Raw genomic sequence first — 24,447 nt, 5'->3', positions numbered from 1 at the left:
GAGTAACAGACTCGAGTATTTGACCTTGTTTTGCCCCACATACAGGGGTGCTGCCAAATCGTTTGGAATGAATTAGAAATTCTTGCTAGAATAAAGATGAAGATGATCAGGTAATAAATTTGTACATAAGGAGATCAAACTATGGCAAATAACAAATTACTAAGAATGGACAATGTTGGCATCGTTGTAGAATCCCTTGATGACACAATCTCTTTCTTTGAGGAAATTGGCTTGAAGCTCGAAGGGCGAACTACTGTCGAAGGTGAATGGGCTGGTCGCGTAACCGGGCTGGGTACACAGCGTGTAGAAATTGCTATGATGGTTACCCCAGATGGCCACAGCCGACTTGAACTTTCGCGATTTCTCAACCCACCTACTATATCAGATCACCGAACGGCTCCTGTAAATGCCCTCGGTTATCTACGCGTCATGTTCACCGTTGAGGACATTGACGAAATGGTATCCAGACTCACGAAGTATGGTGCTCACCTCGTTGGCGAAGTGGTTCAGTACGAGGACTCGTATCGCCTCTGCTACATCCGTGGTAAAGAAGGACTTCTAATCGGTTTGGCGGAACAACTCGGTAATAAATAAGTGACGTTACTAGAGTAACGATAGAAACAGAAAAGCAGTGTGAAAGTGTCTCGAAGAAGTCGGGGGACAACAGAGGGAGGGTACTACACATTGGTGGAAAGCGTAGAAACGTGTCATTCACCTAAATCCTGAAGTCAGATCATGTTATTAAAAACGAAGACATGGATTCGTTTCCATCACCAAATGCTAAGAACACGCCACATTCAGCGTGTTCTTAGCATTTGGTAGTGGTTCGTGATTCGAATAATGTTCATTCTTTCCACGCGATTTGAGGATAACAGTCTTGTGACAAGCCTTTAAACAACCGTCATTAGGTCAATTTTTCCAACCATACAGCAAGCGCTTCGCCGACTGCATCGGGCGCGTCTTCTTGCGGGTAGTGAAGGCCCGGTACCGTAACTTCCGTCTGCGATGGCCAAGTACGGCAGAAATCGATGTGGGCTTGCAGCATTCTGCCGGGTTCGCAATGAACGAAAAGTTTAGGAAACGTGCTCTGCGCCAGAAATTCGCCGTATTCGGAGACAATCGCTACGACATCGGCCGGCTCGCTGCCGATCGGAAGCTGACGCGGCCAACTGAGCATAGGACGGCGGCTTTCGCCCGGCTCCAGGAATGGGCGGCGGTACTGGGCCATCTCTTCATCCGTCAACTTGCGCAGGATGTTAACCGGCAGGTTGAACTCGATGAACGAATTTTGCTCCAGCACCATTTGTTCCCCTTCTGTCGACCGAATCGCTTGAAACACTTTGCGTGCTTCCTCCTGCGTATCGCTCCAGTTGCTCGGCATAATTATCGCCTCCATATAAGCAATGCCTGTTATCGCACCGGGATGACGCTTCGCCCAATCGAACCCCAGCGCCGATCCCCAGTCGTGCACGACGAACGTTACACGCTCCCTGACGCCCAACTGTTCGAGCAACTGGTCGAGATAGCGGCGGTGCTCGACGAAGGTGTACGAGTTAGGACCGCTGTTCGGGAGTTTGTCGGAATCTCCCATGCCGACGAGATCAGGTGCTATACAGCGACCAAACTTCTGTGCGTAAGGCATGATGTTGCGCCAAAGATAAGAGGAAGTAGGATTGCCGTGCAGGAAGACAATCGGATCGCCACTTCCTTCGTCCACGTAGGCCATTTCTAGACCATACACTCGTTGACGCTTTTTTTCGAAGGGAAAAGACGGTTTAATCATTCAGAATCTCACCTTTCATTAGTTAGATTGTATAGGTAAATGCTTGAAATAATGAATGCAAGCACATACTTTCAATTATGTTCAAAGAAAAGCCCCTTTCGGAGCTCCTCTTAGAGAAACCAATAATTAAGGGCTAAGTGCCTTAGTAAATAAACTTACGCTTTCTTCAATAAATACGTCCAGATCTTCTTCCGAGACCGCTTCATTGGCATTTAATCTACTAATGAAAGCCCCGTAATTCATCCACATAAACGATAATGCTTGGATTTCAGGATTTGAGGAGACCACTTTGCCTTCTGATGACATTGTAGTTAGATAATCAGCGAGCAAAGTTTTCAAGTGCTTCGGATTACGCGAAGCCTCTTGTAGAACAGAGTCAGGTAGAGTACTACTTCCTTTTAGCGCGATTGAAATTAGTTTTCTGTTCCGGTTCATGATGTTATGATACGTTCGACTCACTGTAAGCAGATCCTCATGCAGATGCCCTTTAAGACCCTCGTTAAAAAGCCTACTCATTTCATTGCCATAGTGGAACCGACTGAAGGCGGCCTCAAGCAGTTTTTCTTTCGTTCCGAAATGCCGAAATAAAGTGACTTCGTTCACTCCGGCAGCTAGCGCAATTTCTTTGGTCGTTGTGCTGTCATAACCTTTTTCTGCCATTAAGTTGATGGTTGCCAGCAATATTTTTTCACTTGTAGATGGATTAGCACTCATAGGTTCACCTCACAATGCAAGTACTTACTTTCATTTAGTATAAATTACGTGTTATTACATGTCAATTCATTATATTTTTGTTGCAACCATAGGGGATAAGAGCTATTTAAGGCTGGACTTTTATTTACACTCGAGAATTTTATAGGTAAAAATGCTTTTGGAATGGTTATTAAAGGATATAGAGTGCCTAATACGCCCATCACCCCATTCGATATCCATTTTTCGGTCGCTTTTTCATATTCATCTGTAACTTTTTAATTGGCTAGACGTCTAAACGATTAATGCTGGAAAATACCAGTGCTCAGATAGGAGGCGAAATACAAATGAAAAAGTTATTGTTTAGCTTATCGGTGGTCATGATCTTTTTGCTTGCGAATGTTGTCCCAACGGAAGCATCGGATACAAGTGTGATCGAGAATGGTGTTCTAAAGAACAATCGGGTGCTAATCCCAATACGAGCGGTATCTCAGAACTTGGGCATCGATGTGAAATGGAACCAATTTCAAAAAACAGCTCAATTGACCAAAGGCGAGACTGAAATCATACTCGCTGTTCAATTCAAAAGGGCTTTAGTGAACCAAGACCGCGTTGATTTCGATGCTCCGGTTGAGCTCATCCAAAACACAACCTATGTACCTTTGAGATTCGTCAGTCAAACCATGGGGGCAGATGTAAAATGGGATCAGAAAGCCAAAGAGGCCATGGTTATTCTGGATGGAAAGCAAGTTGTCGTAAAGTTGAAGGAGCCGAAGTATTCAGTACCAACTAACCAACGACTAAGCGAAACTCGTGTCGCAAGCTTATCGGAGAAATTGAATGAGGCATCTGATCTATCTAAAGTGAAACAGGTTAACACTTACTTCAGACCTTATTTTACAGATCGACTAATTCAGCAAATCATCCAACAAGAAGGACTTAACTTTAAAGAAATGAATTTTGATATGAACACAGCAACCGTGAACTACACAAGCAATACTAGTGCGACACTGATACAATCCTTTGTTCCTGGGAATATATTAACGGGAGAACTGCATTATGTGTTGGATCGGGAAGCGCACGTTATTTATGCAAATGGAGTATGGAAGGTGGACAAGGTAAGAGATCATTTGAGACAGATCCCTAATATGAGTTTGGAACCCGATCTTCAGTAATGATATCGACGAGGCCACGAGTTTTACTCTGTACGATAGAAATACCAGAAGCTCAGGGACTGCTCATGGCAGTCAATGGAGGTAGCTTCAGGGTGCTGATGGGATTGTAGTATTGATGTCAAGCGTAGATAACAGGGCTCAAAATGCCCATAAACAAAGGGTTTCCAGACATTGAGTTTTTCTTTCGGCTGTTAGGCCGGAGGTGCTAATGTCAGGAATCCCTTGATTTTCCATGATATCTCGCCGTTCTTTCTATTTCAGAAGCCACTCTTCAGCTTCTTCTTTACTTTCGTACAATCTAAAATGATTGCCTTTGTTCGTTTCCATAGCCATTTCTTTGAATCTGCCTGTTTGAATGGTCTCCTGAGAAATAATAGCAGCAGCTTTAATACCATAGTTTGTAAATTTCTGAATCATATTGCCGGCTAATTTGGTTTTAAGTTTGAAGAAGTCTTCTGATAAGGCTGCATAGTGTATCATAAGCGCATTTGTCTCATGTTCCCAGCATAAAGATATTAGATCAAGTGTATCATTCTCTGTACTTAAAGGTTCAGTAGAAGACATCAGTTCAATATATTTTTCACTCTCTAGTTCTCTAATTTGATAGTTCATTTTCTCCTCTTCCTCCACAACTTCATTTTCAAACAACTTCTGGCGGGTTTCACGGACCCAATTCAGTTCATTATTATAGGTTGATACAATATTTTCTGAAATCCTCTCCCATATTAAACTTTCCCTGTTGCTTCTATTAGGTGTATGAAGAGCCCGTCTGTATTTCTCATTCTGCATAATCAATTGCAGTCTGATTTCATTTTCATATTTAAAAAGTACCTCATTTAATTCTTGATTACTTAACATATCGGACCATGCTAGCTGCACCAGAAATGCTTTTTTTATCTCAGGAGCTTCTGGTGATGACATAATCCATTTTTTTAGCTCTTTAATTCCTTCTTCCGTTATGGAATATATTTTTTTGGAAGGAGAGTTATCCTGATGAACCACTTCACTGGTAACAAAATCTTCATTTTCCATATTCATTAGCGCTTTGTAAATTTGATTATTATTACCGGACCAATACATGAAGGAGGAATCCTCAAAAATCTTTTTTAATTCATATCCTGTTGAGGACTTCCAACTCAGTATGCCTAATATTGCTAATTGAATTGACATAATTACACCCCGTTATAAACAACATAGGTTAACAGTAACATATGATATAATGTTGGTCAATCTAAATCAAAATATTCAAGGCGCTGGCTCAGCGGGATCGGAGAAGCCGATTACCAATTAGATAAGTATCTAACTGAATTTTACAGCGATTTCATTAAGCTAACGGGCAGGATAGTCTTATCGCTTCTCGAATATATTATTCAGTTTGATAATTCAATGAACGTTGTGAATATAACGTTGTCTGAATGATACGCAAATCTTATATGTGAGGATGATTCGTTTGAAGCAAGGACTCATTGTGTTTATGAACGGAACTTCAAGTTCAGGAAAGACTAGTATTTCTATGGAACTGAAAAATCAGAAAGAGATTCCTTTTCATCATTTATCCATAGATAATTTTTTTGGAAATTACAATGATTTTATTGATAAACAATTTCCAAATATTGAACCTACAAGAGAAGTGGATCATGTCGGACAAATACTTTTTGATCCCATAAACTCAGTGTTCCATGCAACCATTAAATTGTTTTCAGAAATGGGTTTGAATGTAATCATCGATACCGTAATCGACAATGACAAGCGGTTTAATGATTATCTTGATGCGCTTTTTGATCATCCTACTTTATTTGTAGGTGTACTATGCTCGAAAGAAGAACTCATAAGAAGAGAGCAAATAAGAGGAGATCGACAGATTGGATTAGCAAATTCCCAGTTCGACAAAGTATATTCCTTTAATGAATATGACCTTGAAGTAAATACTGAAGAGTTGAGTCCAACAGAATGTGCCGAAAGGATATTATGTTTTATTAAATCCGATCAGGATTACTCAGTATTTAAGAAATTAAGTAAAAGAGAGGCTAGTGTTTCATAAAAGGCAAATCCATCAGGATAACAACATATTCAACGGGAAACGAAGGTTGAAATCATATCAAATACGAGCAAAGCGAGGGGAAATCGATGTCTACAGCGATTGAGGAAAGAATTGAAGCCATTATCCATCGTTTACTACCGGAAACCCATTATAAAAATAAATACGGCCAGGAAGCAACGCTAGCTGAACGAATGAAATATTACAACACGCCTGGGGTATCCATTGCGGTTATCCATAATTTCAAACTGGAATGGGCTCGGGGATTCGGAATCCGCGAGGCGGGTAAACCCGATCCGGTAACCGAAACAACACTTTTCCAAGCCGGGTCGATCAGTAAGCCGGTTTTTGCTTTAGCGGTCATGCGATTAGTTCAGGAAGGGAAATTGGATCTTAATCGGGACGTGAACGATTACCTAAAGTCCTGGAAAATACCGTCTGTTTCAGGCTGGCAGCCCAAAGTGACGCTTCGGCAATTACTGAGTCATAGTGCCGGGCTTACTATTCACGGATTTCCCGGTTACGAAACAACCGATGAACTTCCCACGGTAGTGCAAATTCTGAATGGACAACATCCAGCTAATACCTCGGCCGTGGAAGTTAATCTCATTCCGGGATTGCAACACCGATATTCCGGAGGGGGCACCACCGTCGCGCAACAGCTTGTTGTAGATTGGGTGGGTCTACCTTTTGCTGAAATCATGAGCGAGTTGCTATTCAAACCGTTAGGTCTTGCGAACAGTACATACGAACAGCCGCTGCCACCTCAATGGCATGAGTTTACCGCAACGGCACACCCTTGGAAAGGCAGGCCCCTCCCAGGCAAGTGGCATGTCTATCCCGAAATGGCGGCCGCAGGCCTATGGACGACGCCTTCAGATCTGGCCCGTTTAGGTGTCGAATTGCAATTAGCATTGAAAAATAATTCGAATGGCATTCTTTCTGCGGACACGCTAAACCAAATGTTAACTGCCCAGGTCGAGAATCATATGGGTATTGGCTTTTTCCTTGAGGGTGAAGGGGAAAGGGTCCGTTTCGGCCATAACGGGTGGGATGAAGGTTTCGTAGCTCGGTTCGTTTTATCCAAACATCTCGGTTTTGGTGCTGTTATCATGATCAACTCGAATGAAGGCAATCCAATAATTAGTGAAATCGAGCAGGCCATCGCGCGCGAATACGAATGGCCCGGATATTTTCCTGACAAAAATAACGTTCATGTACCGCGCAATATACTAAATGAATACGTAGGCGATTATCAAACAACATCCGGACTGCAAGCTTCAGTCATACTGGATGGCAATGACTTGGACTTGCAAATTCAGGAACAGTCCCCAATCCGGCTGTCCCCCGAATCGGAGACGAAATTTTCAACAGAACTAAACGCAGTCGTCGATTTTGAAAGAAACGTGGATGGCCATATTGTGGCATTGCATATTCATCAAGAGGGAAGATCATTCCGGGCGGACAAAAAATTCGCTTAAGTTGCGGAACTGTCTCAATAGGTAATGAATTAAACAGTTGGAGAATGATTCTCAGCGTATTTACATTTTGGTTCAAGAAAGGGCAATCCAGGCGGCATTCTATGAATCGTCAGATGCAAAGACGTAGAGCCGATAACTGCGAGTAAAATCGTAGTTATCGGCTTTCTTTATAATTAACTCATGCATCAACATGCCTGTGATTCAGAGTAGAGGGAAGAAAACACATCCAAAATTTAATGGCCATATGGGTAAATTTCGGGGGATGTCATGATATGGTGGAGATTATCTCCTCTCTGATCATTGTTCAGAATTAATTGTAAAGTATGACACTCATGTAATAGCAACTGTTAAGTTCAATGCAAAACAGCCCCACGAAGTGGAGTGTTGGTTCGAAGTTAACCGCATCGAGCTTTAGCTCAATTGGCGTCTAATTTTATATCACTTTACAGTTATATAACTGCGTGGTAATATAAAATCGTTAAGGTTAATCCAATAGTTGGAGGGATCAATGTGGAGGGAAAAGTTTTACAGATGGATGGTCACCGTGTCGTTAGTTTCGAACGCTATTTGAAGCACCCGGTGGAAAAAGTATGGAGGGCCATCACGAATCCGGAGCATATGGCCAAATGGTTAACCGTGCAGTCGGAGATGGAATTGAGGGTGGACGGTCAGCTGGCGTTTCGTTGGGATAACGGAGATCTCGTAGAGGGGAAGATCACGAAAATCGACCCGCCGCACGAGCTGGAGTACACGTGGTTAGAGGAGGCTTCAGGATACTCTGTGGTGCGATGGAGGTTGAAGGATGAAGGTGAGAGATGCCTTCTTCATCTGACGCATACCTTTTACGAAGTGGCCGTTGTTCCCGATTATCTGGCAGGTTGGCATGTGCATCTTGAAGCGCTGGATGAGGTTATTAATGATCAGTTTACCCGGTTCCCTTGGGAGCGAGTAAAGGAAATGCGCTCGAAATATACTTCTATTATGAATTGAAGAGAGGAGGAAGATAAGATGAAGACACTATCTATTCACCACCGTACGTTCATAAATGCAACTCCGGACAAAGTGTATGCGGCGATTGCAACGGGAGAGGGCTGGGATGCGTGGTTTACGCAAGGCACGACCGTCGATGCGCGACCGGGCGGAACGATTCATTTTCGGTTCAAGGATTTCGGACCCGACCATATTACGCTTGAAGATGGAGGAACGGTTCTGGAAGCGGTCACTGGCGAGAAATTTGTCTATCAATGGACGCCAGGCGAATCAACAACGACGATTTCCTTTCAACTGACGGAACTGGGCGAAGGGACTTTGGTTTCGGTAGTGGAGTCGGGATATAAACAAACAGACACTGACTTAAAGGCGTTCGCCGATTGTGCAGTCGGATGGGGGGAAGCATTGACTTTGCTCAAATATTACTTGGAGCATGGTATCACGTATGGCGCCGTTCCGAAACATCAATTGGAAAAGTCGATGACGGAGCAGTACTCGAAACGAATGGACAATTTCATGAAATCACGTCAATGAGGAAGAGTGCAGACAATGACATCTAAAAGCGTTTTTGAAGTTTTGGCAGAGCCGCACAGACGAACTATCCTGGACTTACTTCGCATTCGTGAGCGTTCGGTTGGGGAGCTTGTGGACATCTGCCAATTGAGTCAGCCGGGAGTTTCCAAGCATCTTCGAATCATGCGGGAAGCCGGCTTGGTTGCAGCACGGTCGGTTTCTCAGAAAAGCATCTATTCGATACGTCCGGAGCCGCTTCAGGAAATCGATCAATGGCTCGAGTCGTATCGACACTTCTGGTCCGGGAAACTTGATGATCTTGAAGCCTTTCTTGATCATGAAGAATAATATCAAGCAAGTAACGATTAGATTCAACTCATCCTTGATTCTACTTCATCGGTCGCGTTTCATATTTCACTCAATAATTCGTATTTTTCCGAAGTGAAAATAAAGAGAATATAGCTACCTATGCCCCTGAGCTTACATGGCCCATCTGGGGGTTGGCGCTTGGCTTGGCTGCTTTAAAGCACCTAGATGTCGAATTTCAGACACTGAGATCTTCACGCTAAGACGAAAAAAAACCTACTGCCACACCTTAGCGTGGGAGTAGGTCTTTTTGTAATAAATGCTTAATGTCTGTATGTATGTATGATGAGTAGTCTACCATATAACAGTAAATGTTCCTGGCAACCAAGGATAATTAAAATTGGATACCTTTATGCGATAGGTACCTGTTAATCCTGTGATTGTTTTGCTTTCAGATTTAGTACCGCTCAAAATATAAGATCCAAACATGTCAAAATCGGTCCCATTTGAAGATTTCAGTAATTCGACAAGCACGTAATTATATTTATCATTCGGTTCATCATTCTTTCCAGGATTAGAGTAGACCGTTATAGTACTATTTGAAAGTGTTAATGTACTAGATGTAGAATTAAAGTCCCAAGATCCTGTTCCAAACGGAGTAATCGAATTATTTGCTTGTGGGTTTATGGATGCTCCTTTATCACTTGCATGCGAAAAACCAGCGGGGAATGCTAATAAGCTAAATAGCATCATTAGAACAAGCGACACTTTGATTTTTTTCATAAGACTTCACCTCTCCAATTTTTTTGATATAGAAAGTCGGTCGATCTATTTGTTCAAAACCATTCAAACCAACCTTTCTCTATTATATTTTGGTACAAAGATACATTTTATGTATATCATATCACACTAAAGGTATAATATGGAATATTAATTATAAACCTAGTCATTTTAACTATTAGATTTTACTTGATAGATTCATAGCTTGTGGCGATGACAGAAATCAGTAGCTATCGCTGTGGCCAACTACCAGCTTTAAACATTTCCCGATAAGAAACCAAACTTTATTTGATATAAGGTGTTATTGTATTTAGATACTCGAAAAATCTTAGTTGGAGGAGAAGTAATGCAGGAAAAAAGCAAATCAACTATTTTGATTGGAATTTTAATTTGTCTTATAATTATTGCTCTTAAGCCAGTCCCCTCATTTAATAATAATGTTCCTGATCCATCATTCGTCAGCGAGTCAGTTGTACAACTAGCTGAGAACAGAATAGCTATAGTTGAAACAGAAACTAATTCTGGACTGAGTGGAGAAGTAATTGTTTTGGAGTTCAATGAGGATAAGAAGACCTTTGAACCTATTGGAAGATATAATTATCTTGACTTTTTTAGAAATCCTGAAAAATATAATTTCTAGATTAAATTAATAATTGAATTTTTGAAACCCGTTGATGATTAGATCCAATGGGTTTTTATTTTCTAAAACGATGATGATAAAAGCTACAAGGCGAAAAGAGCGCAAGTTACAGCAAAGGGTACAAGTTCTTGTCCTATTATGAAGGGAGATTTGGAAAATAAAGAAGAGGCTTCCGCCCTCCGATAAAGCTTCAAAACTTATATACGAGAGAATGTTAGTCAAATGAGCTTGTTTTTTGACGCGAATAAATAGGCGCCGATACCCGTGGCAATGGATAGATTCAGGGAATCCACGTCTGAGGTCTGTGCTATTTTCAAGCCGGTTCCCACATTGCTAAATATTTCTTCGTCAAGACCTGCAGCTTCATTTCCGAAAACAAGGGTAAACAGCTCCGTTACGGGACAGGTCTCGGGTGTCAGTGTGGTTGCAGCACGAAGCATGAAAGTAAACAGGTCGTGCCGACCGAACTGGCTGCGATATGACTCGAAGCTGGGAAAGGAACAGCATTGAATCCGGAATAATGCCCCCATGGAGGCGCGGATGGTTTTGGGATGAAAATGATCTGCTCCGGGAGTAACGATCCCGAGATTGCCAAATCCCAAACCTGCGGTTATCCGGATAATGGTGCCGAGATTGCCCATATCCCCAGGATGAACGAGGAGAATATGAGGTTTATCGGAAGCAAGGCTATCTGAATATTTGGAAAACACCCCAAACACGAAGCAATTTTCTTTCCGATCGACCTTGGCAAAAGCCTTATCCTGCTGGACAACTGGAATATGCTGCTGCTGGCAGAGCGTTTCAAGTACACTGCGATCCCGATAAGCAGAATGGATATAAACGACTTCTACGATCTCCGGCCGTGCCTGAATCATTTCAATAGTTGCGTATGCACCAAGGGTATAGCTATAGTCCTGCTCTTTACGATATTGCTTTAATGAGATATTTGTCATGCTTGTCATCGAAACCCGCTCCTTTATGAATTAATTTCATATAGGATGCAAAGTCTCTGGACCAACAGACCTAACTTAGGATGATAATCTATTAGCTCCACACAAGGTTCAGGGTCTGTTTGCCCTTAAGACTTTGCGTGGAGCAGATCGAGTGTTACACCGAAATTAATAGCCAAAGGATTCACCCTCTTTCTTAGTTTGCCTGATATTATTATATCACTATCGCAACTTAAGCACGTAATTAGAGGCAGGATAGCGTAATGCCCGAAATATCGCTGAGAGTGGACGCATGACTATAATATGTGGAACAATGATGCCTTAGGATATTGAAAAATGTGCGGGCCTTCCCTCTTTAAAAGGGGTTGACTTCCCTCTAACACTTTACTACTATAAAGCATGTGAATTAACCTATATTCTGGGAGGGGATTTTAATGAAGAAGAAAATAATGTATGGGTTATTGGCAGGCACGCTCACGCTGGGGATCGGCACAGGCGCTATGGCATCGTCAGCTTTGGAGCCCATCAAAGCCTATTTGAACAGCAAGATTTCCCTGAAGTTAAACGGTACGGTGGTAATGCCGAAAGACGCAAACGGGAAAGCCGTGCTGCCGATTACCTACAACGGCACGACATACTTGCCTGTGCGAGCTGTAGGCGACCTGATGGATATCGACATTCGTTATGACAGCGCAACTTCTTCAGTACTGATTGGCGGCAATCAGGGAGCCCCCTCCGAAACCGCCAGTCCGTTATCATTAAGCACGCTTGGAGCCTCCGTATTGGGGACATCGGCTTGGCACACCAAAGATTCCAGCGATACGGTCTATAAAGGCAAAGATTATAAAGACGTTTATTTACATACCGATTCGACCAAACAAGGCAGCAGCTTCCAGATCATGACGGGTAAAAAATATGCCAAACTGCATCTTGAGCTGGCCGTGGTTGGCGGCGCGCAAGAAATCGTAATCATGGACCACAACAACACAACGCTCAAAAAGGTGTCCCTGGCTGCTGAAGATGGTCTGGTCGGCGTTGACGTCGATGTATCCGCTGCAGATTTTATTTTTGTGGAGATCGTTGATGAGGGTCCCGGCACTTCTCTGTTTGTTCCTCTGACCAGCTCCTATTTGACAAAATAAGCCCTTGCGATGATTCGCGCGGGCGGAAGACCATGATATTTACAGACGAAAGCCAGGGGTTAGTGACCCCCGGCTTTCGTCTGTCTATTTGTATGATCTGTATTAGCTCTGACAAACAGCTGCTGTTACCTGTTAGGGCCCCGTCTGCGTGGTGATTGTAATCTGACTCTGCTAGATCTCGACGCCCAGCCCCTCTTTCATGGCTTCCATGGAAGGTGGACTGTCAACAGTAAATCAGACAACATTTTTAAGAGCTTCATAACGAAACTGCACAGGCGTCATATAGTCTAAGGTTCCGGGAGTCCGTGGGGCTGGGGTATATCAAATGAAGTTGTAGTCTGTTGGTCGCTAAGCTAAGGGGAAACCTTTCTGGGGAACAGATGGAGTAGTTTGCCGGTTGATTGTCGGGGGAGAAGAACATAGTCCCATTGAAAGTCGCTAAAATAGCGGTTTTTTTGTTTTGTCGGTACAGGTTCTTGTTCCCAACCAGCTAAGTTTACATACAATTTCATTGAACTAACGGGCAGGATAATTGAAGATCTAACACGCTATTGGGCAGCAGAGAACTTGCGGGAGATTTCCCGATATGCTGTTGGTGACATGCCTTTTTTAGCCGTAAATTGTTTTATGAAGTAAGTGTCATACTCAAATCCGGTAGCACGTGCAATTTCATTTAAGCTCATGTCTGTATGCGTCAGAAGATTCCCCGCAACCTTCAAGCGGTGGGACAGTAAGTAACCCATCGCTGTGCACCCGTATCTTTCCTGAAACATCTTATTGAGAGAAACGCGGTTCAAGTACGCGCATTTAGTTAAATCTTCCAGGATGATTTTGTCCGAATAATTTGTGTGTATATATTCCAGAACTAAATCCACAGGTGATTGTTCGCTGTGACGGTTTAAATCCTCAAGCACCCCCATTATTTGTATAAAATATTTTTTTATTCTACATGCCCAGAGTGCATCGCTTTGTGCATACACTTCTGTGCCAAGCACAAAAAACCACTCAAATAATTGTGGATATGCCTTCTCGGTTATGCGAGGTATCCCGGTCCGTGCAGGAGATTTACGAAACAGCGAAAGACCTGTTTGTATTTGTGGATTGGTCGGAAAGTAATTTTGTGTTTCAGAATGAGGGGTCGAATCAAGAAAATCAGCATGAAAACAAAATGATGATGCCGAAGCGTTGTGCTTGCCTAAAACTTGCATCGTATCCTCAGCAGACAAACAAAGAATAGCGGGTGCTGAAATGGTGACCGGGCGTTCGTTCAATATCCCTTTTATACTTCCATTCGTAACAAAAACAAGAGTAAACCGCTCCGGGTAGGGGAAATGTGCAAAATCCTCGGCAGCTACAAATTCGATATTTACCGTTCTGTTTTTATGGCGGTCAATTTGTGGCATGGTTCTCACCTGACAGATAGTATAGTTAAATGCTTCATTTATAACAGTGTATCACAAAAATATAAGGGGTATACTTTGGTTATTGACAAAGAAAGGTGGTTATGATGATGTCAATTAACATCGCAATTAACGGTTTTGGTAGAATTGGTAGACTTGCATTTCGGCAGCTTTTTGATACGGAAGGATATAGAATTGCAGCCATCAATGATCTTACAAGTCCGCAGATGCTGGCGCACTTGCTGAAGCATGATACAACGCAAGGGCGTTATGACGCCAAGATTAGTTATAGTGAAGACAGCTTGACCGTGAACGGCGTGGATATTCCGATCTATGCCGAAAAAGACCCCGGAAAGCTCCCGTGGAAGGAACTGCAAATTGACGTTGTTCTGGAATGCACTGGCTTCTTCGCATCAAAAAAAGCGTCAGCAGCACATATTGAAGCAGGCGCCAAAAAGGTGCTGATCTCCACCACCGCCGGGAAGGATGTTCCCACTATTGTTTTCGGAATCAATGAACATACGTTGGCTAAGAACGACACCATTGTTTCGGCGGCTTCCTGTACGACGAACTGCCTTGCGCCTATGGCGTATTTCTTGAATGAGCTTGCACCACTCAAAAAGGGCTTTATGACCACCATACACGCTTATACAAACGACCAGAATACCTTGGATGGACCCCATGCCAAAGTCGATCTTCGGCGGGCGCGTTCTGCAGCAGGCAACATCATCCCGACCTCAACCGGAGCAGCAAAGGCAATCGGGCTAGTGATTCCGGCCTTGGATGGCAAGCTGGATGGAACATCGCAAAGGGTACCGGTCATGGCGGGCTCACTGACAGAATTAACCGCAGTGGTAGGCGGCTCCGTGACAGCAGAGCAGGTCAATAAGAAGATGGAACAGTCCCAATCGAATGAATATGGGTATACAGATGAACAGCTTGTTTCGTCTGATATTATCGGCATGACTTACGGCAGTTTGTTTGACGCAACACAGACAAAGGTAACCGAGCTAGGAACAGATACATTGGTGAAAATTGCTGCGTGGTATGATAACGAGAATTCCTTTACCAGCCAGTTAATACGCACCGCAAAATACCTAGCAAAATTATAATGTTTAGCGGGCTAGAGGATACTAAAAAATGAGCGTGTGACAAATTAAAAAAAACACCTTCAAGAGAATGCAATCATGTCGTAAGATATGGAGACTACTTTGGAGGTGTTTTTTCATTTTGTCGAGGGACAAGAACATGGTCCCATTGAAAGTCGCTATTATTATCTGACGACAAGAACTTATATACTACGTTTACTAGCGAAAAAGTGCTCAGCTTTACGGATAGTTGAATTCTAGCGGCAATGGAGTCGAACAGTTGGAGATGGTGACGAAAATTTTGCATATTCCAGTACTAGGCGATTGCAGGTGATTAAATGTTATTGACAATCGAAAAAGATACGCTATTATATTAAATAATTCTAAATCCATATGTTATGATTAGAAATAGTAGAAGTGACTTGACCTCTCAGAGAGCCGTTGTTAGGTGGGAAACGGCAGCGTTCGTCATTTCGAAGTCGTCTATGAACAGCTTGCCCGACAAAGTAGGGCAAGACGGAATTCCACCGTTACAGGGATAGATGGTGATGGCCATCGAAAGAGATCATTTTGAGTACGAAATGAATTAGAGTGGTACCGCGGGTCAACCCCGTCTCTATACGTAGAGGCGGGGTTTTTTGTTGCTGAAATTCGTGCTTAGCCTCAAGTGACATACGCTATAAACCCGTTATTTGGAGGCGCTCCAGACGTCCTTAGAAGTATCCGTATTGGACAGGACACTGCACGCCAGAAACCATTTTTATAGACAGAGGAGTTGAAATCTATGCCAAATTCAGAACAACCGAAGCAGCTCTCCAAGACGCTCGTTCTTTTAATGGCGGTGTCGTGCGGACTGGGCATTGCAAATTTGTACTACAATCAACCCTTGTTGGCTGATATTGGGCGAACATTTGGCGCGGATGACCAACAATCAGGCTTGGTCTCGATGCTGACCCAGATCGGCTTCGCCGTAGGTTTATTTATTTTTATCCCTTTTGGAGATATTCTTGAAAAGCGAAAGTTAATAACGGTGCTTCTACTCTCGGTCGGAGTGGCTCTGATTTCTCTATCTGTTGCGCAAAATCTGACATGGGTATACATAGCAAGCTTTATGGTCGGTCTCACCACCGTAACGCCTCAAATCATTGTACCGTTTGTAGCAGAGCTCGCCCCCCCAAACGAAAGGGGCAAAGCGATCGGGAATGTAATGAGCGGCCTATTGATTGGCATTTTGCTAGCACGAACCGTTGCGGGTTTCATCGGGGATCTATTTAGTTGGCGAGCCATGTTCGGATTCGCAGCCGCAATGATGTTTGGGCTTGCGTATGTTCTACATCGTTATCTGCCTGTTAGCCAGCCGATCATGAAACTTTCGTATTCCGGCTTGATCCGATCCATAGGACAGTTGATTGCCAGTCAGCCCACGCTCCGAGAATCCGCGCTCATTGGGGCGTTTGTATTCGGTTCATTCAGTGCATTTTGGACTACGCTGACTTTCTTCTTGGAAGGACCGAACTATCAGTACGGCAGCTCTGCAGCCGGACTATTTGGCCTGGTTGGTATCGTCGGAGCCGCTACAGCTTCCTTAATCGGTCGGTTGGCCGACCGCGTCAGTCCCAAGTACATGATCGGATTGATGAGCATGGTCGTATTAATCGCGTATTTATCCTTTTGGCTGCTTGAAACTCGCCTTTGGGGATTGTTCATCGGAGTCGTTCTGCTGGATCTAGGTTATCAAGGCGTTCATGTATCCAATCAGACTCGCATCTATAGCCTGTTGCCGAATGCGAGAAGCCGGCTTAATACAGTCTATATGGTCAGCTCTTTTCTTGGCGGTTCCATTGGATCCGCATGCGGCACGATCGCATGGCAGCGCTGGGGATGGCTTGGCACGTGCGCCATAGGTGGAGTCATGGCGACAGCGGCCTTCTTGATTTGGCTCGGTCATCGCCTGATCCACCCGCGACGCGAAGTACAGTAAAAAGATGAATAGGTTTTGGTCAAAAGGAAAGGAGGTGTCCTTTTGTCGGGGGACACTGAAGTCGTTAATATTAGCGGCTTTTTTTATTTTATCGGTACAAGTACGTGTCCCGTGCCAAGGACAAGAACATAATCCGATTGCCGATTAGGCATATATCTAAAATAAGTAGTATTAAGAAACACCTCAATTGGACTGGTAACCGATATGAACAAAAAAGTACCGATGATTCTCTAGAAATGGTGCGCCAAATTCACAAGATATATAATTATACCCGGGTGATATTGATCTTTTATTTTTACCCGGGTATAATTATTGAACAAGAGCTCTAAAGAAGGAGGTATAAAATGCAGACTGAACTAACTCAAATAAACTGTACTGCCTTTGTAGGGGGAGAGCGTATTGCCAAAGGGACATTGCAGTACGTTGTTGCTATCGTAAAGGATACCCTGGATGATAAGGAAATCGCCCAACTGCTTATTTTTAACGATTTGACCGGAAAACCAATCGATATTGATTTTCGTGGAAAAACAGCTGAGGTACTTCAACGGTTAAGTAATCACGCTGGCCATGCACCAGCCACGGAAGAAAGCAAACAACCAACAAGGCGGGTTGGGCGCCCCAAGCTGGGGGTGGTATCTGGTGAGGTTACTTTGCTTCCTCGACATTGGGATTGGCTTAAATCTCAACCTGGAGGAGCCTCTGTAACTTTGCGAAAACTGGTCGATGAAGCTCGTCGTTCTGGGAAAAATGAGAGTAAGGTTCGCGCGGCACAAGAAGCAAGTTATCATTTTATGACGGCAATGGCGGGCGATTTCCCTCAGCACGAAGAGGCCTTGAGAGCATTGTATGCTGGAAATCAGGATCGTTTTTACCAATTGATTGACGATTGGGCACCCGATATCAGAGACCATATCAAAACATTAGCCGAGAATGTATTCATAAAGGAAGAGACCTAATTATTGAAAGGAATGTTATGAGCTTGACTAAAATGATTCGTTACATTGAACCGACTCAAAACAATGGCATGAAATTTGTACGCCGAAACATTGAGGGGTGTATATTCATGTTAAATCTGCTGCGTTTTCGTGATATCGCAGACTACACATCTCACCCTGAACTAGCCCCTGATGAACCGATCAGTGGGGCGGAAGCTTTCGACCGATACATTAAACACACACTCCCATTTTTACATGAAAGTGAGGGGGAGATCGTTTTTATGGGCAATGGTGGGGAATATCTGATTGGTCCCGAAGACGAAAGTTGGGATTTTGTCATGTTGATTCGTCAAAGCAGCATGCAGTCGTTTCTTGCTTTTTCGGATCATACAGCGTACTTGGCAGGGATTGGACATCGGACTGCTGCCATTGAAGATTCTCGCCTGCTCCCCATAACAGAGCTTACTAATGTCACTTAAATGAAGGAGAAGACAACAATGAATATTCTGAGAGTAAACGGTATTGATCTCGCCTATGACAGCTATGGCAACGAAACTGAAGAAACCATTCTCCTGATAGCCGGGCTTGGAACCCAAATGATCCGTTGGACAGTTCCATTTTGTGAGATGTTGGCCGCTCGAGGATTTAGAGTTATTCGCTTTGACAATCGTGATACTGGTCTATCCACACACTTTAGTCATCACGCTACGTTAGATTTCGAAGCGCTCGCAAAAACACTTATGGCGGGACAGCGCCCGGATATTCCATATACACTTCATGATATGTCTGACGATGCGATCGGACTGCTCGATGCCCTAGGGGTAAAAAAGGCACATTTCGTTGGACGCTCGATGGGCGGTATGATTGCCCAGCTTGCAGCCAGCAGATACCCGGAACGGGTTCTGTCCCTTACTTCCATCATGTCGACAACAGGAAATCCGGACCTCCCACCAACATCCCCAGAAGTTATGGCATTGATGACTCGACCAGCACCGAATCCGATGGAGGATGAGGCAGGGTATTTGGCGCATAGCCTAGCTTTTGCCAAACGCATTGCCGGTACCGGCTATCCGTTCGAAGCGAATGAGTATCGTTCGCTCATTCGAGAGGAAGTTCAGCGAGCTTATGACCCGGGCAGTGTTGGGCGACAAATCGCAGCAATTGCCGTTTCTGGCGACCGTCGTCCGCATCTGGCCAAAGTAAACGTTCCAGCATTAATTATTCATGGAACGGATGACCCGATGTTTGTCCCCGCATGTGGCAAAGACACGGCACAAGCCATCGCTGGTGCAGAGTTCATGTTGCTTGAAGGCATGGGACATGATCTGCCACCGCAACTGTTTGAAACCATTGTTAATGGAATCGAACGGACAGCCCGGCGCACTGGATAATTTAAAAATACGACATTATCGCAGGACAAGGATAAGAATTCATTATTGGAGTCGTAACCTAAAAACAACCCCAAAAGGGTGACTTCGATTTGGGAAGTCACCCTTTGCATGCTCTAGGATTAAAAGTTGGCACCGAGAGTGGTTACCAAGGAAGAACGAATTCATTGGATTCTGCGCTTGATCAGGCCATGCTTACGGCTTGGGTTTTCGATTTTCGGCAAGAAGCTCACCCATCGCTACCCATTTCGTTTCCTCGGGCGGTGCAGAATAGGTAACCGGAAGTCTCGGAAACAGGAGTTCGGCAATTCGATACGCTTCTTCCAGATGCGGGTAACCCGATAAGATGAAGGTATCTATCCCAAGGTCTGCGTATTCCTGCAAACGCTCTGCCACTTCATCCGCGCTGCCGACCAGTGCCGTACCGACACCGCCCCTGACTTGCCCAATACCCGCCCATAGATTGGGACTGATTTCAAGATCATTCCGATGTTGGTGCACAAGCTGGCTCATACGGCGCTGTCCCACGGAATCGAAACGATGCAGCAACGACTGCGCCTCATTAACATCATCCTCGGTGACATGTGAAATAAGCTTATGGGCTGCATCCCATGCTTCCTCTGATGTTTCCCGAACGATGACTTGAACGCGCAAACCCACTTTGATACTCCTCCACGTTGCCTTGCACGCTCTCTTACGTCTGCAATCTTCTCAGATACCATGGCGGGCGTCTCGGCCCAGGTCAAGTAGGTATCGATATGCTTGGCGGCGACATCGTGTCCGGCTTCCGAAGAAGCACCGATAAACAGTGGAGGAGATTGGCGGCTAAATGGGCCATATTGCAGCTTGGCGCCTTCCACTTGAATATGCTTGCCCTGGAAAGTGACGCTCTCGCCGGTCATGAGCTTATTCCATACTTCGAGAAATTCATCCGTTACTTCATAGCGTTCGCCATGCGAAAGGAAGATTCCGTCGCCTCTCATTTCTACCGGATCGCCGCCCGCAACGACATTAATAAGCAGCCTGCCAGAGGAAAGCCGATCGAAGGATGCCGCCATTCTGGCGGCAATGCTTACCGAGATGCCTCCAGGGCGTACGGCAACGAGAAATTTCAATCTCTCGGTAGCTGAATGAGTGCAGAAGCTACGATCCAACCGTCCTCGCATGCATGGCCGGTAGGAACCAGCATGCCGGTGTAACCGAGCCGGTCTACCGCTTGGGCGATTTGTCGAAAATAGTGCAAGTCGGTTATTTTGGCCCCCCGGGATGTCCCCAAATATCTTCCGTCCCCCATGGTTGGCAAATACCAAAACATTTCCATATGATGCTCGCTCCTTTCGTTTATGTGGTTCAGCGGCCCGCGATAAGAGATACCAGTTCGTGCCGTAAAGCGGCATACTCCTTGGCAGCGCGCAATTCCTGAAAGCCTTCTATCTCCGAATCTTTAAATAGAGGGTTGCTGATATCCTGAACGATTCTGCCAGGATTCGATTGCATAACGATGATTCGGCGCCCCAGCAGCAGCGCTTCATCTACATCGTGCGTAATGAAGAAAAAGCATCGGCGGGTCTGCCGCCAAATTCGGCGCACATGCTGTTGCATTGACTCCCGGGCAAGCGCGTCCAAAGCGCTGAAAGGTTCGTCCATCAATACGATTCGAGCTCGGTCGCCAATGTCCGTGCCAATGCCGTCCGCTGTTTCATGCCTCCGGAAAGCTGATGAGGCAGCCGCGATGAAGCTCCCTCAAGACCAACCATCTCGATGTACCTGCCGCTCTCTGTTTGCGTTCCTTTCTGGACAATCCGGCCATCCGTAGCCCAAACTCCACGTTACCGGTAACAGATAACCATGGGAATAGATTAGCATGCTGGAATACGACGCCGACTTGGGGCGTCGGTTTAGTATGGACCTCGCCGTCAATGGAGACAGACCCGCTTGAAGGTTTCAAATATCCGGCTAAGATATGGAGCAGTGACGATTTCCCGCATCCTGAAGGTCCAACGACACAAACGAATTCATCCGGCGAAAGGGAGAGTTCGATCTGGTCCAAGACCTGGACTTCGTCATGATCTTGGCGATACGTTAGCGAGATGTCCGTCAGCCAGATACCAGACGGCGAAACGGATAATAGGGATGGCGCTTGTTCAGTTGAATTCGCGTCGATGTCGCCCGTTGCCTGTCTTGCCACGCTCATGGTTCTTTCCGCCTTTCTAGTTATTAAATATCAAGTTTCGTTATTCGGTATACAGATTGTTGAGAAGCGCCGCCTCGAACACGCCAAGCTCTGGCGCACTCTTTATCGACTGCTGCTCCACGAGGAAATCAGCAGTTTGTTTTAATAACGCAGCGAATTGACCGGGTTGATCTGGTGTCCCCAGATATTGCACATTCGTCTGTGCCGCTGCGTCAAGTACCGTAATTTCATTCATGGCTTTCAGGGTTTCCTCAGTCGACAATCCGAGCTCTCTGGATAAAGCTTCGGCTGCTTCTTGCGGATGATCCCGGTAATATTTTGTCCCTTCATCGAGCACTTCGATATAAAGTCTGACGACCCCCGGGTATTTTGCGGCAAAGTCGTTGTGAACAACGCCGAATTCACCGGTTAATGCGCCTTTTTCGGCGACTTCCTTGGAGGTAATCACGACTACGCCGTTATCTGCAAGAAGTTTAGATTGCACAGGCTGCCAGGTGTATGCGCCGTCAATGTCGCCACGCTGCCAGGCAGCTATGAGGTCCGGAGCTTGCATGTCAATGATTTTGAGGCTGGCCGGATCCGTACCAGCTTGTTTAAGAGCCGACAACAGGCTGAAATGCGAAGTGGAGCCGAAGGTAGTAGCAATGGTCTTGCCTTTCAAATCTTGAAGAGACTGAATACCGGAATGGTCCTGCACCACGAGTGCTTCGCTCTCTCCGATGACATCATGAATGTAGTAAATCTTGTTCGGTAAGCCTTGGGCGATGCCCGAGGCGCCTGGAGGGGTCCCGACCAGTCCGAAATCAATGCTACCGCTAGCCATAGCGGTATTCACATCGCGCCCGGAATCGAACTTTAACCATGTTACGGTGACGTCGGGGAATTTCTTCTCCGCAAGGCCCAGCGCTTTCGCAACCAGTTCCCCGTTGGGCGAAACCTGATAACCAATCCGGATTTCTTTCGGAAGCTCGTTGGATTGGCTATCGGATGTGGTTGACGCATCTTTGGTTTGGCCTTGCGACTCACCAGGTGGATGGCTGCAGGCTGCAACCGTCAGCACGAAGGCTAACAGCATAAAGGTTGTCGCTAGACGAAACGGTCTAAAAGTAACTAATTTCAGATTCATAGGGATGAGCTCCTTTTTCTTTAGTTATTGTTCAATCCACGGCGAGACCCGTTGAATGAGCAGCCTGATGGCTGTGTCGATAAGAATTGCGATCATTCCCATAAGGATTATGACGGCGTAAATAATATCGCTGCGCAAGTATTTACTGGCATCCAGTACCATCCAGCCAATGCCGGAAACGGCGGCGATCATCTCTGCGGCGACCAAGGTGGCGTACGTGACACCGACGGCCGTGCGCAAACCGGTAAGCAGATCGGGTAGGCAAGAAGGGAAGATGACGTACGCGTATAGCCCCAACTTGTTGGCACCCAAGGACTTGGCCCCGTTGATTCGATCGATCGGGATGCGGCGCGCGCTGTACACGGCGGCAATAAACATAGGCGCGAAGCCGCCCAGGAACAATAGAATGATTTTGGACGTGTCTTGGATTCCGAACCAAAGCACGAGCAGGGAATAATAGGCCAACGGTGGAAGAGGGCGGTAAAACTCAATGAACGGGTCGAAGATCGCTCTTAGTAGCCGGATTCTTCCGCAAAGGATACCGAGCGGAACTGCCGTGAGAAAGACAAGCATTAGGGCGACGGCTATGCGCTGCATGCTGGCGCCGATATGCGCAAGCAAGCTGGTCCCTTTGTATCCTTCCCGGGCGATGGTTACGAAGGCAGAACCCACGTCGCCGGGAGAAGGCAAGAACAAGGGATTAACCCATTCATTGCTGCTCGCGATCCACCACGTAAGCAGGACAAGTCCTACTGATATGGCGGAGACGGCTAAATAGATTCCATTCCTGAGATCGAAGCGGCTTGACGTCGATCGTTGAACATTAGCCATCGATAAGGCTCACATCCTTTTTTGAAAATGTTTAGTATGCCGAGAATTGAAGTGGGGCCGTGCTGAAACGTTCAGATGGGAGTCGATTTGACTTGTGACCGAGAAGGAACTCGGTAAAAAGACAACAAAAAAAGAGAGCATCCTATCGAAACGCTCGGCCTTTTGATCGGCCAACGGCTCGCGATTGTCTCTCCTGATGTCAGGTGGAGGGGAACGATAACTCCTTTGTGGTTGTTTAGAAACATAGAGGCTTAGGTGTCTGTTCGTAATGGTTGCTTGCGCTCTACCTTGTTCAACAGATAAGAGAGCGTATCCGCGCGCAGTTGGTTATCTAACGGAGCAAATCCAAAGAGTTCGCAAAAGAATATACCGTCTGCGGCAAGTCGGGCTATGGTCGCTTCAATCGGATCCTCACATTCGGCTATCATGCGGCTGTGCCACGCGAGGTAGCGCTGCCGCATCGGTTCGAGTAAATCAGGATTGCTGGAGGCGGCAGCTAGTATCCCAAAGCTCATCTCCAGATCGTCTTTGCTGATCTCGAATGTCTTTTTTAGATAGGCTTGTGCCCAACCGTTATGAAGCGTGGTACTGCTTGTTGTTTCTGCGACGGTGTCCGAATCGAATCGGTCCAAAAAGTCTTCTAGGGCTGCCTGGATAAGGCTTTCCTTGGTAGGAAAATGGTATAGAAGCCCGCCTTTGCTAACGCCTGCTTCTCTGGCAACCGCGTCCAATGTAAGGTGGGAAGCGCCCATTTCCCTAACCAATTGGCAGGTTACCTTCAGTATGGCGTCGCGTTTCGAATTCCGATTCATGGCAACACCTCCAGCAATACTATACTGTCCGGACGGTCAAGCAGTCAATCTTTTTTTATATAAAACCGATGTGATAAGTGGGGTATTATAAGCCAAGGACAAGAACTTGTACCGATTACCGATTAGAAAAGTATCTAGCTGGGTTTACATGCAATTTCATTTAACTAACAGGCAGGATAATACAATACTTTTATGGAATGTAAA

25 protein-coding genes, 1 pseudogene and 1 other annotated feature are annotated in these 24,447 nt (G+C 45.3%); of the genes and pseudogenes, 14 read left to right on the top strand and 12 right to left on the bottom strand.

Annotation, left to right across the window (positions count from 1 at the left end; translation table 11 throughout):
- Positions 1 to 141: 141 nt before the first annotated feature.
- Positions 142 to 594: a VOC family protein gene (locus tag JCM10914_RS21905; RefSeq protein WP_023964771.1), complete on the top strand. Its 453-nt coding sequence runs from the start codon at positions 142 to 144 to the stop codon at positions 592 to 594.
- A 310-nt stretch (positions 595 to 904) separates the two neighbouring features.
- Here JCM10914_RS21905 and JCM10914_RS21900 read toward each other — a convergent pair whose 3' ends face one another.
- Together JCM10914_RS21900 and JCM10914_RS21895 are read right to left on the bottom strand one after the other, a co-directional pair.
- A complete protein-coding gene (locus JCM10914_RS21900; RefSeq protein ID WP_023964769.1) occupies positions 905 to 1,783 on the bottom strand; it encodes a haloalkane dehalogenase in 879 nt (292 codons plus the stop codon).
- A gap of 126 nt (positions 1,784 to 1,909) precedes the next feature.
- On the bottom strand, positions 1,910 to 2,497 hold the full coding sequence (locus JCM10914_RS21895; protein WP_023964767.1) for a TetR/AcrR family transcriptional regulator: 588 nt from the start codon (positions 2,495 to 2,497) through the stop codon (positions 1,910 to 1,912).
- Between the two features lie 323 nt (positions 2,498 to 2,820).
- Between JCM10914_RS21895 and JCM10914_RS21890 the strand changes: the two genes are divergently transcribed.
- Positions 2,821 to 3,648 carry a copper amine oxidase N-terminal domain-containing protein gene (locus JCM10914_RS21890; protein WP_023964765.1) on the top strand — a complete coding sequence of 276 codons (828 nt, stop codon included), beginning with the start codon at positions 2,821 to 2,823 and terminating at the stop codon, positions 3,646 to 3,648.
- A 252-nt stretch (positions 3,649 to 3,900) separates the two neighbouring features.
- On the opposite strand, the gene JCM10914_RS21885 is transcribed toward JCM10914_RS21890, so the two are convergent.
- A complete protein-coding gene (locus tag JCM10914_RS21885; protein ID WP_023964763.1) occupies positions 3,901 to 4,818 on the bottom strand; it encodes a DUF4180 domain-containing protein in 918 nt (305 codons plus the stop codon).
- 280 nt (positions 4,819 to 5,098) lie between these two features.
- Here JCM10914_RS21885 and JCM10914_RS21880 point away from each other — a divergent pair, with 280 nt between their 5' ends.
- From JCM10914_RS21880 to JCM10914_RS21860, 5 genes are all read left to right on the top strand, one after another.
- Entirely contained in the window at positions 5,099 to 5,689 is a 591-nt protein-coding gene (locus tag JCM10914_RS21880) for a chloramphenicol phosphotransferase CPT family protein (protein WP_023964761.1), read from the top strand.
- Positions 5,690 to 5,775: 86 nt separating this feature from the next.
- Positions 5,776 to 7,167 (top strand): serine hydrolase, encoded by a 1,392-nt coding sequence (locus JCM10914_RS21875; RefSeq protein WP_023964759.1) that lies wholly within the window; start codon positions 5,776 to 5,778, stop codon positions 7,165 to 7,167.
- Between the two features lie 510 nt (positions 7,168 to 7,677).
- Positions 7,678 to 8,157 (top strand): SRPBCC family protein, encoded by a 480-nt coding sequence (locus JCM10914_RS21870; RefSeq protein WP_023964757.1) that lies wholly within the window; start codon positions 7,678 to 7,680, stop codon positions 8,155 to 8,157.
- 18 nt (positions 8,158 to 8,175) lie between these two features.
- Positions 8,176 to 8,691 (top strand): SRPBCC domain-containing protein, encoded by a 516-nt coding sequence (locus tag JCM10914_RS21865; RefSeq protein WP_023964755.1) that lies wholly within the window; start codon positions 8,176 to 8,178, stop codon positions 8,689 to 8,691.
- A 15-nt stretch (positions 8,692 to 8,706) separates the two neighbouring features.
- Positions 8,707 to 9,018, top strand: coding sequence for a helix-turn-helix transcriptional regulator (locus JCM10914_RS21860; protein WP_036719500.1), 312 nt, complete (start codon positions 8,707 to 8,709; stop codon positions 9,016 to 9,018).
- Positions 9,019 to 9,330: 312 nt separating this feature from the next.
- Here JCM10914_RS21860 and JCM10914_RS29030 read toward each other — a convergent pair whose 3' ends face one another.
- Positions 9,331 to 9,759 (bottom strand): hypothetical protein, encoded by a 429-nt coding sequence (locus JCM10914_RS29030; protein WP_148300243.1) that lies wholly within the window; start codon positions 9,757 to 9,759, stop codon positions 9,331 to 9,333.
- A gap of 343 nt (positions 9,760 to 10,102) precedes the next feature.
- Here JCM10914_RS29030 and JCM10914_RS21855 point away from each other — a divergent pair, with 343 nt between their 5' ends.
- Positions 10,103 to 10,396 (top strand): hypothetical protein, encoded by a 294-nt coding sequence (locus tag JCM10914_RS21855; protein WP_036719497.1) that lies wholly within the window; start codon positions 10,103 to 10,105, stop codon positions 10,394 to 10,396.
- Positions 10,397 to 10,614: 218 nt separating this feature from the next.
- Here JCM10914_RS21855 and JCM10914_RS21850 read toward each other — a convergent pair whose 3' ends face one another.
- Complete coding sequence (locus tag JCM10914_RS21850) at positions 10,615 to 11,358, bottom strand: RNA methyltransferase (protein WP_023964751.1); 744 nt, start codon at positions 11,356 to 11,358, stop codon at positions 10,615 to 10,617.
- Positions 11,359 to 11,780: 422 nt separating this feature from the next.
- Between JCM10914_RS21850 and JCM10914_RS21845 the strand changes: the two genes are divergently transcribed.
- A complete protein-coding gene (locus JCM10914_RS21845) occupies positions 11,781 to 12,488 on the top strand; it encodes a hypothetical protein (protein ID WP_023964749.1) in 708 nt (235 codons plus the stop codon).
- A gap of 548 nt (positions 12,489 to 13,036) precedes the next feature.
- On the opposite strand, the gene JCM10914_RS21840 is transcribed toward JCM10914_RS21845, so the two are convergent.
- Positions 13,037 to 13,891, bottom strand: coding sequence for an AraC family transcriptional regulator (locus JCM10914_RS21840; RefSeq protein ID WP_023964747.1), 855 nt, complete (start codon positions 13,889 to 13,891; stop codon positions 13,037 to 13,039).
- A 107-nt stretch (positions 13,892 to 13,998) separates the two neighbouring features.
- Here JCM10914_RS21840 and gap point away from each other — a divergent pair, with 107 nt between their 5' ends.
- The 5 genes from gap (at position 13,999) to JCM10914_RS21815 (ending at position 19,283) form a co-directional block, all read left to right on the top strand.
- Positions 13,999 to 15,000, top strand: coding sequence for a type I glyceraldehyde-3-phosphate dehydrogenase (gap, locus tag JCM10914_RS21835; protein ID WP_081739871.1), 1,002 nt, complete (start codon positions 13,999 to 14,001; stop codon positions 14,998 to 15,000).
- A 365-nt stretch (positions 15,001 to 15,365) separates the two neighbouring features.
- Positions 15,366 to 15,597: a binding site (T-box leader), on the top strand.
- Positions 15,598 to 15,760: 163 nt separating this feature from the next.
- The gene (locus tag JCM10914_RS21830) at positions 15,761 to 16,957 is read left to right on the top strand and encodes an MFS transporter (protein ID WP_023964743.1); all 1,197 of its coding nucleotides are present in this window, start codon (positions 15,761 to 15,763) and stop codon (positions 16,955 to 16,957) included.
- A 344-nt stretch (positions 16,958 to 17,301) separates the two neighbouring features.
- Entirely contained in the window at positions 17,302 to 17,913 is a 612-nt protein-coding gene (locus JCM10914_RS21825; RefSeq protein ID WP_023964741.1) for a DUF2239 family protein, read from the top strand.
- Positions 17,914 to 18,020: 107 nt separating this feature from the next.
- The gene (locus tag JCM10914_RS21820; protein ID WP_231638735.1) at positions 18,021 to 18,371 is read left to right on the top strand and encodes a DUF1330 domain-containing protein; all 351 of its coding nucleotides are present in this window, start codon (positions 18,021 to 18,023) and stop codon (positions 18,369 to 18,371) included.
- Positions 18,372 to 18,389: 18 nt separating this feature from the next.
- Positions 18,390 to 19,283, top strand: a complete 894-nt coding sequence (locus tag JCM10914_RS21815; RefSeq protein WP_023964737.1) for an alpha/beta fold hydrolase — start codon at positions 18,390 to 18,392, stop codon at positions 19,281 to 19,283.
- Between the two features lie 192 nt (positions 19,284 to 19,475).
- Here JCM10914_RS21815 and ssuD read toward each other — a convergent pair.
- From ssuD to JCM10914_RS21790, 6 genes and pseudogenes are all read right to left on the bottom strand, one after another.
- Positions 19,476 to 20,601: pseudogene (gene ssuD / locus JCM10914_RS21810) on the bottom strand (FMNH2-dependent alkanesulfonate monooxygenase).
- A 29-nt stretch (positions 20,602 to 20,630) separates the two neighbouring features.
- On the bottom strand, positions 20,631 to 20,882 hold the full coding sequence (locus JCM10914_RS30830; protein WP_023964731.1) for a ribonucleotide reductase of class III: 252 nt from the start codon (positions 20,880 to 20,882) through the stop codon (positions 20,631 to 20,633).
- Between the two features lie 97 nt (positions 20,883 to 20,979).
- Positions 20,980 to 21,474, bottom strand: coding sequence for an ATP-binding cassette domain-containing protein (locus JCM10914_RS30825; protein WP_231638734.1), 495 nt, complete (start codon positions 21,472 to 21,474; stop codon positions 20,980 to 20,982).
- Positions 21,475 to 21,514: 40 nt separating this feature from the next.
- Positions 21,515 to 22,600 (bottom strand): aliphatic sulfonate ABC transporter substrate-binding protein, encoded by a 1,086-nt coding sequence (locus JCM10914_RS21800; protein WP_023964730.1) that lies wholly within the window; start codon positions 22,598 to 22,600, stop codon positions 21,515 to 21,517.
- 24 nt (positions 22,601 to 22,624) lie between these two features.
- Positions 22,625 to 23,431 carry an ABC transporter permease subunit gene (locus JCM10914_RS21795; protein WP_023964728.1) on the bottom strand — a complete coding sequence of 269 codons (807 nt, stop codon included), beginning with the start codon at positions 23,429 to 23,431 and terminating at the stop codon, positions 22,625 to 22,627.
- A gap of 251 nt (positions 23,432 to 23,682) precedes the next feature.
- Positions 23,683 to 24,243, bottom strand: a complete 561-nt coding sequence (locus JCM10914_RS21790) for a TetR/AcrR family transcriptional regulator (RefSeq protein WP_023964726.1) — start codon at positions 24,241 to 24,243, stop codon at positions 23,683 to 23,685.
- Between the last annotated feature and the right edge of the window lie 204 nt (positions 24,244 to 24,447).

Source organism: Paenibacillus sp. JCM 10914 (genome assembly GCF_001315105.1).
Lineage (GTDB): Bacteria > Bacillota > Bacilli > Paenibacillales > Paenibacillaceae > Paenibacillus_AQ.
The sequence above is the reverse complement of the archived record's forward strand: the minus strand, read 5'-3'. Positions and strand labels throughout refer to the sequence as shown.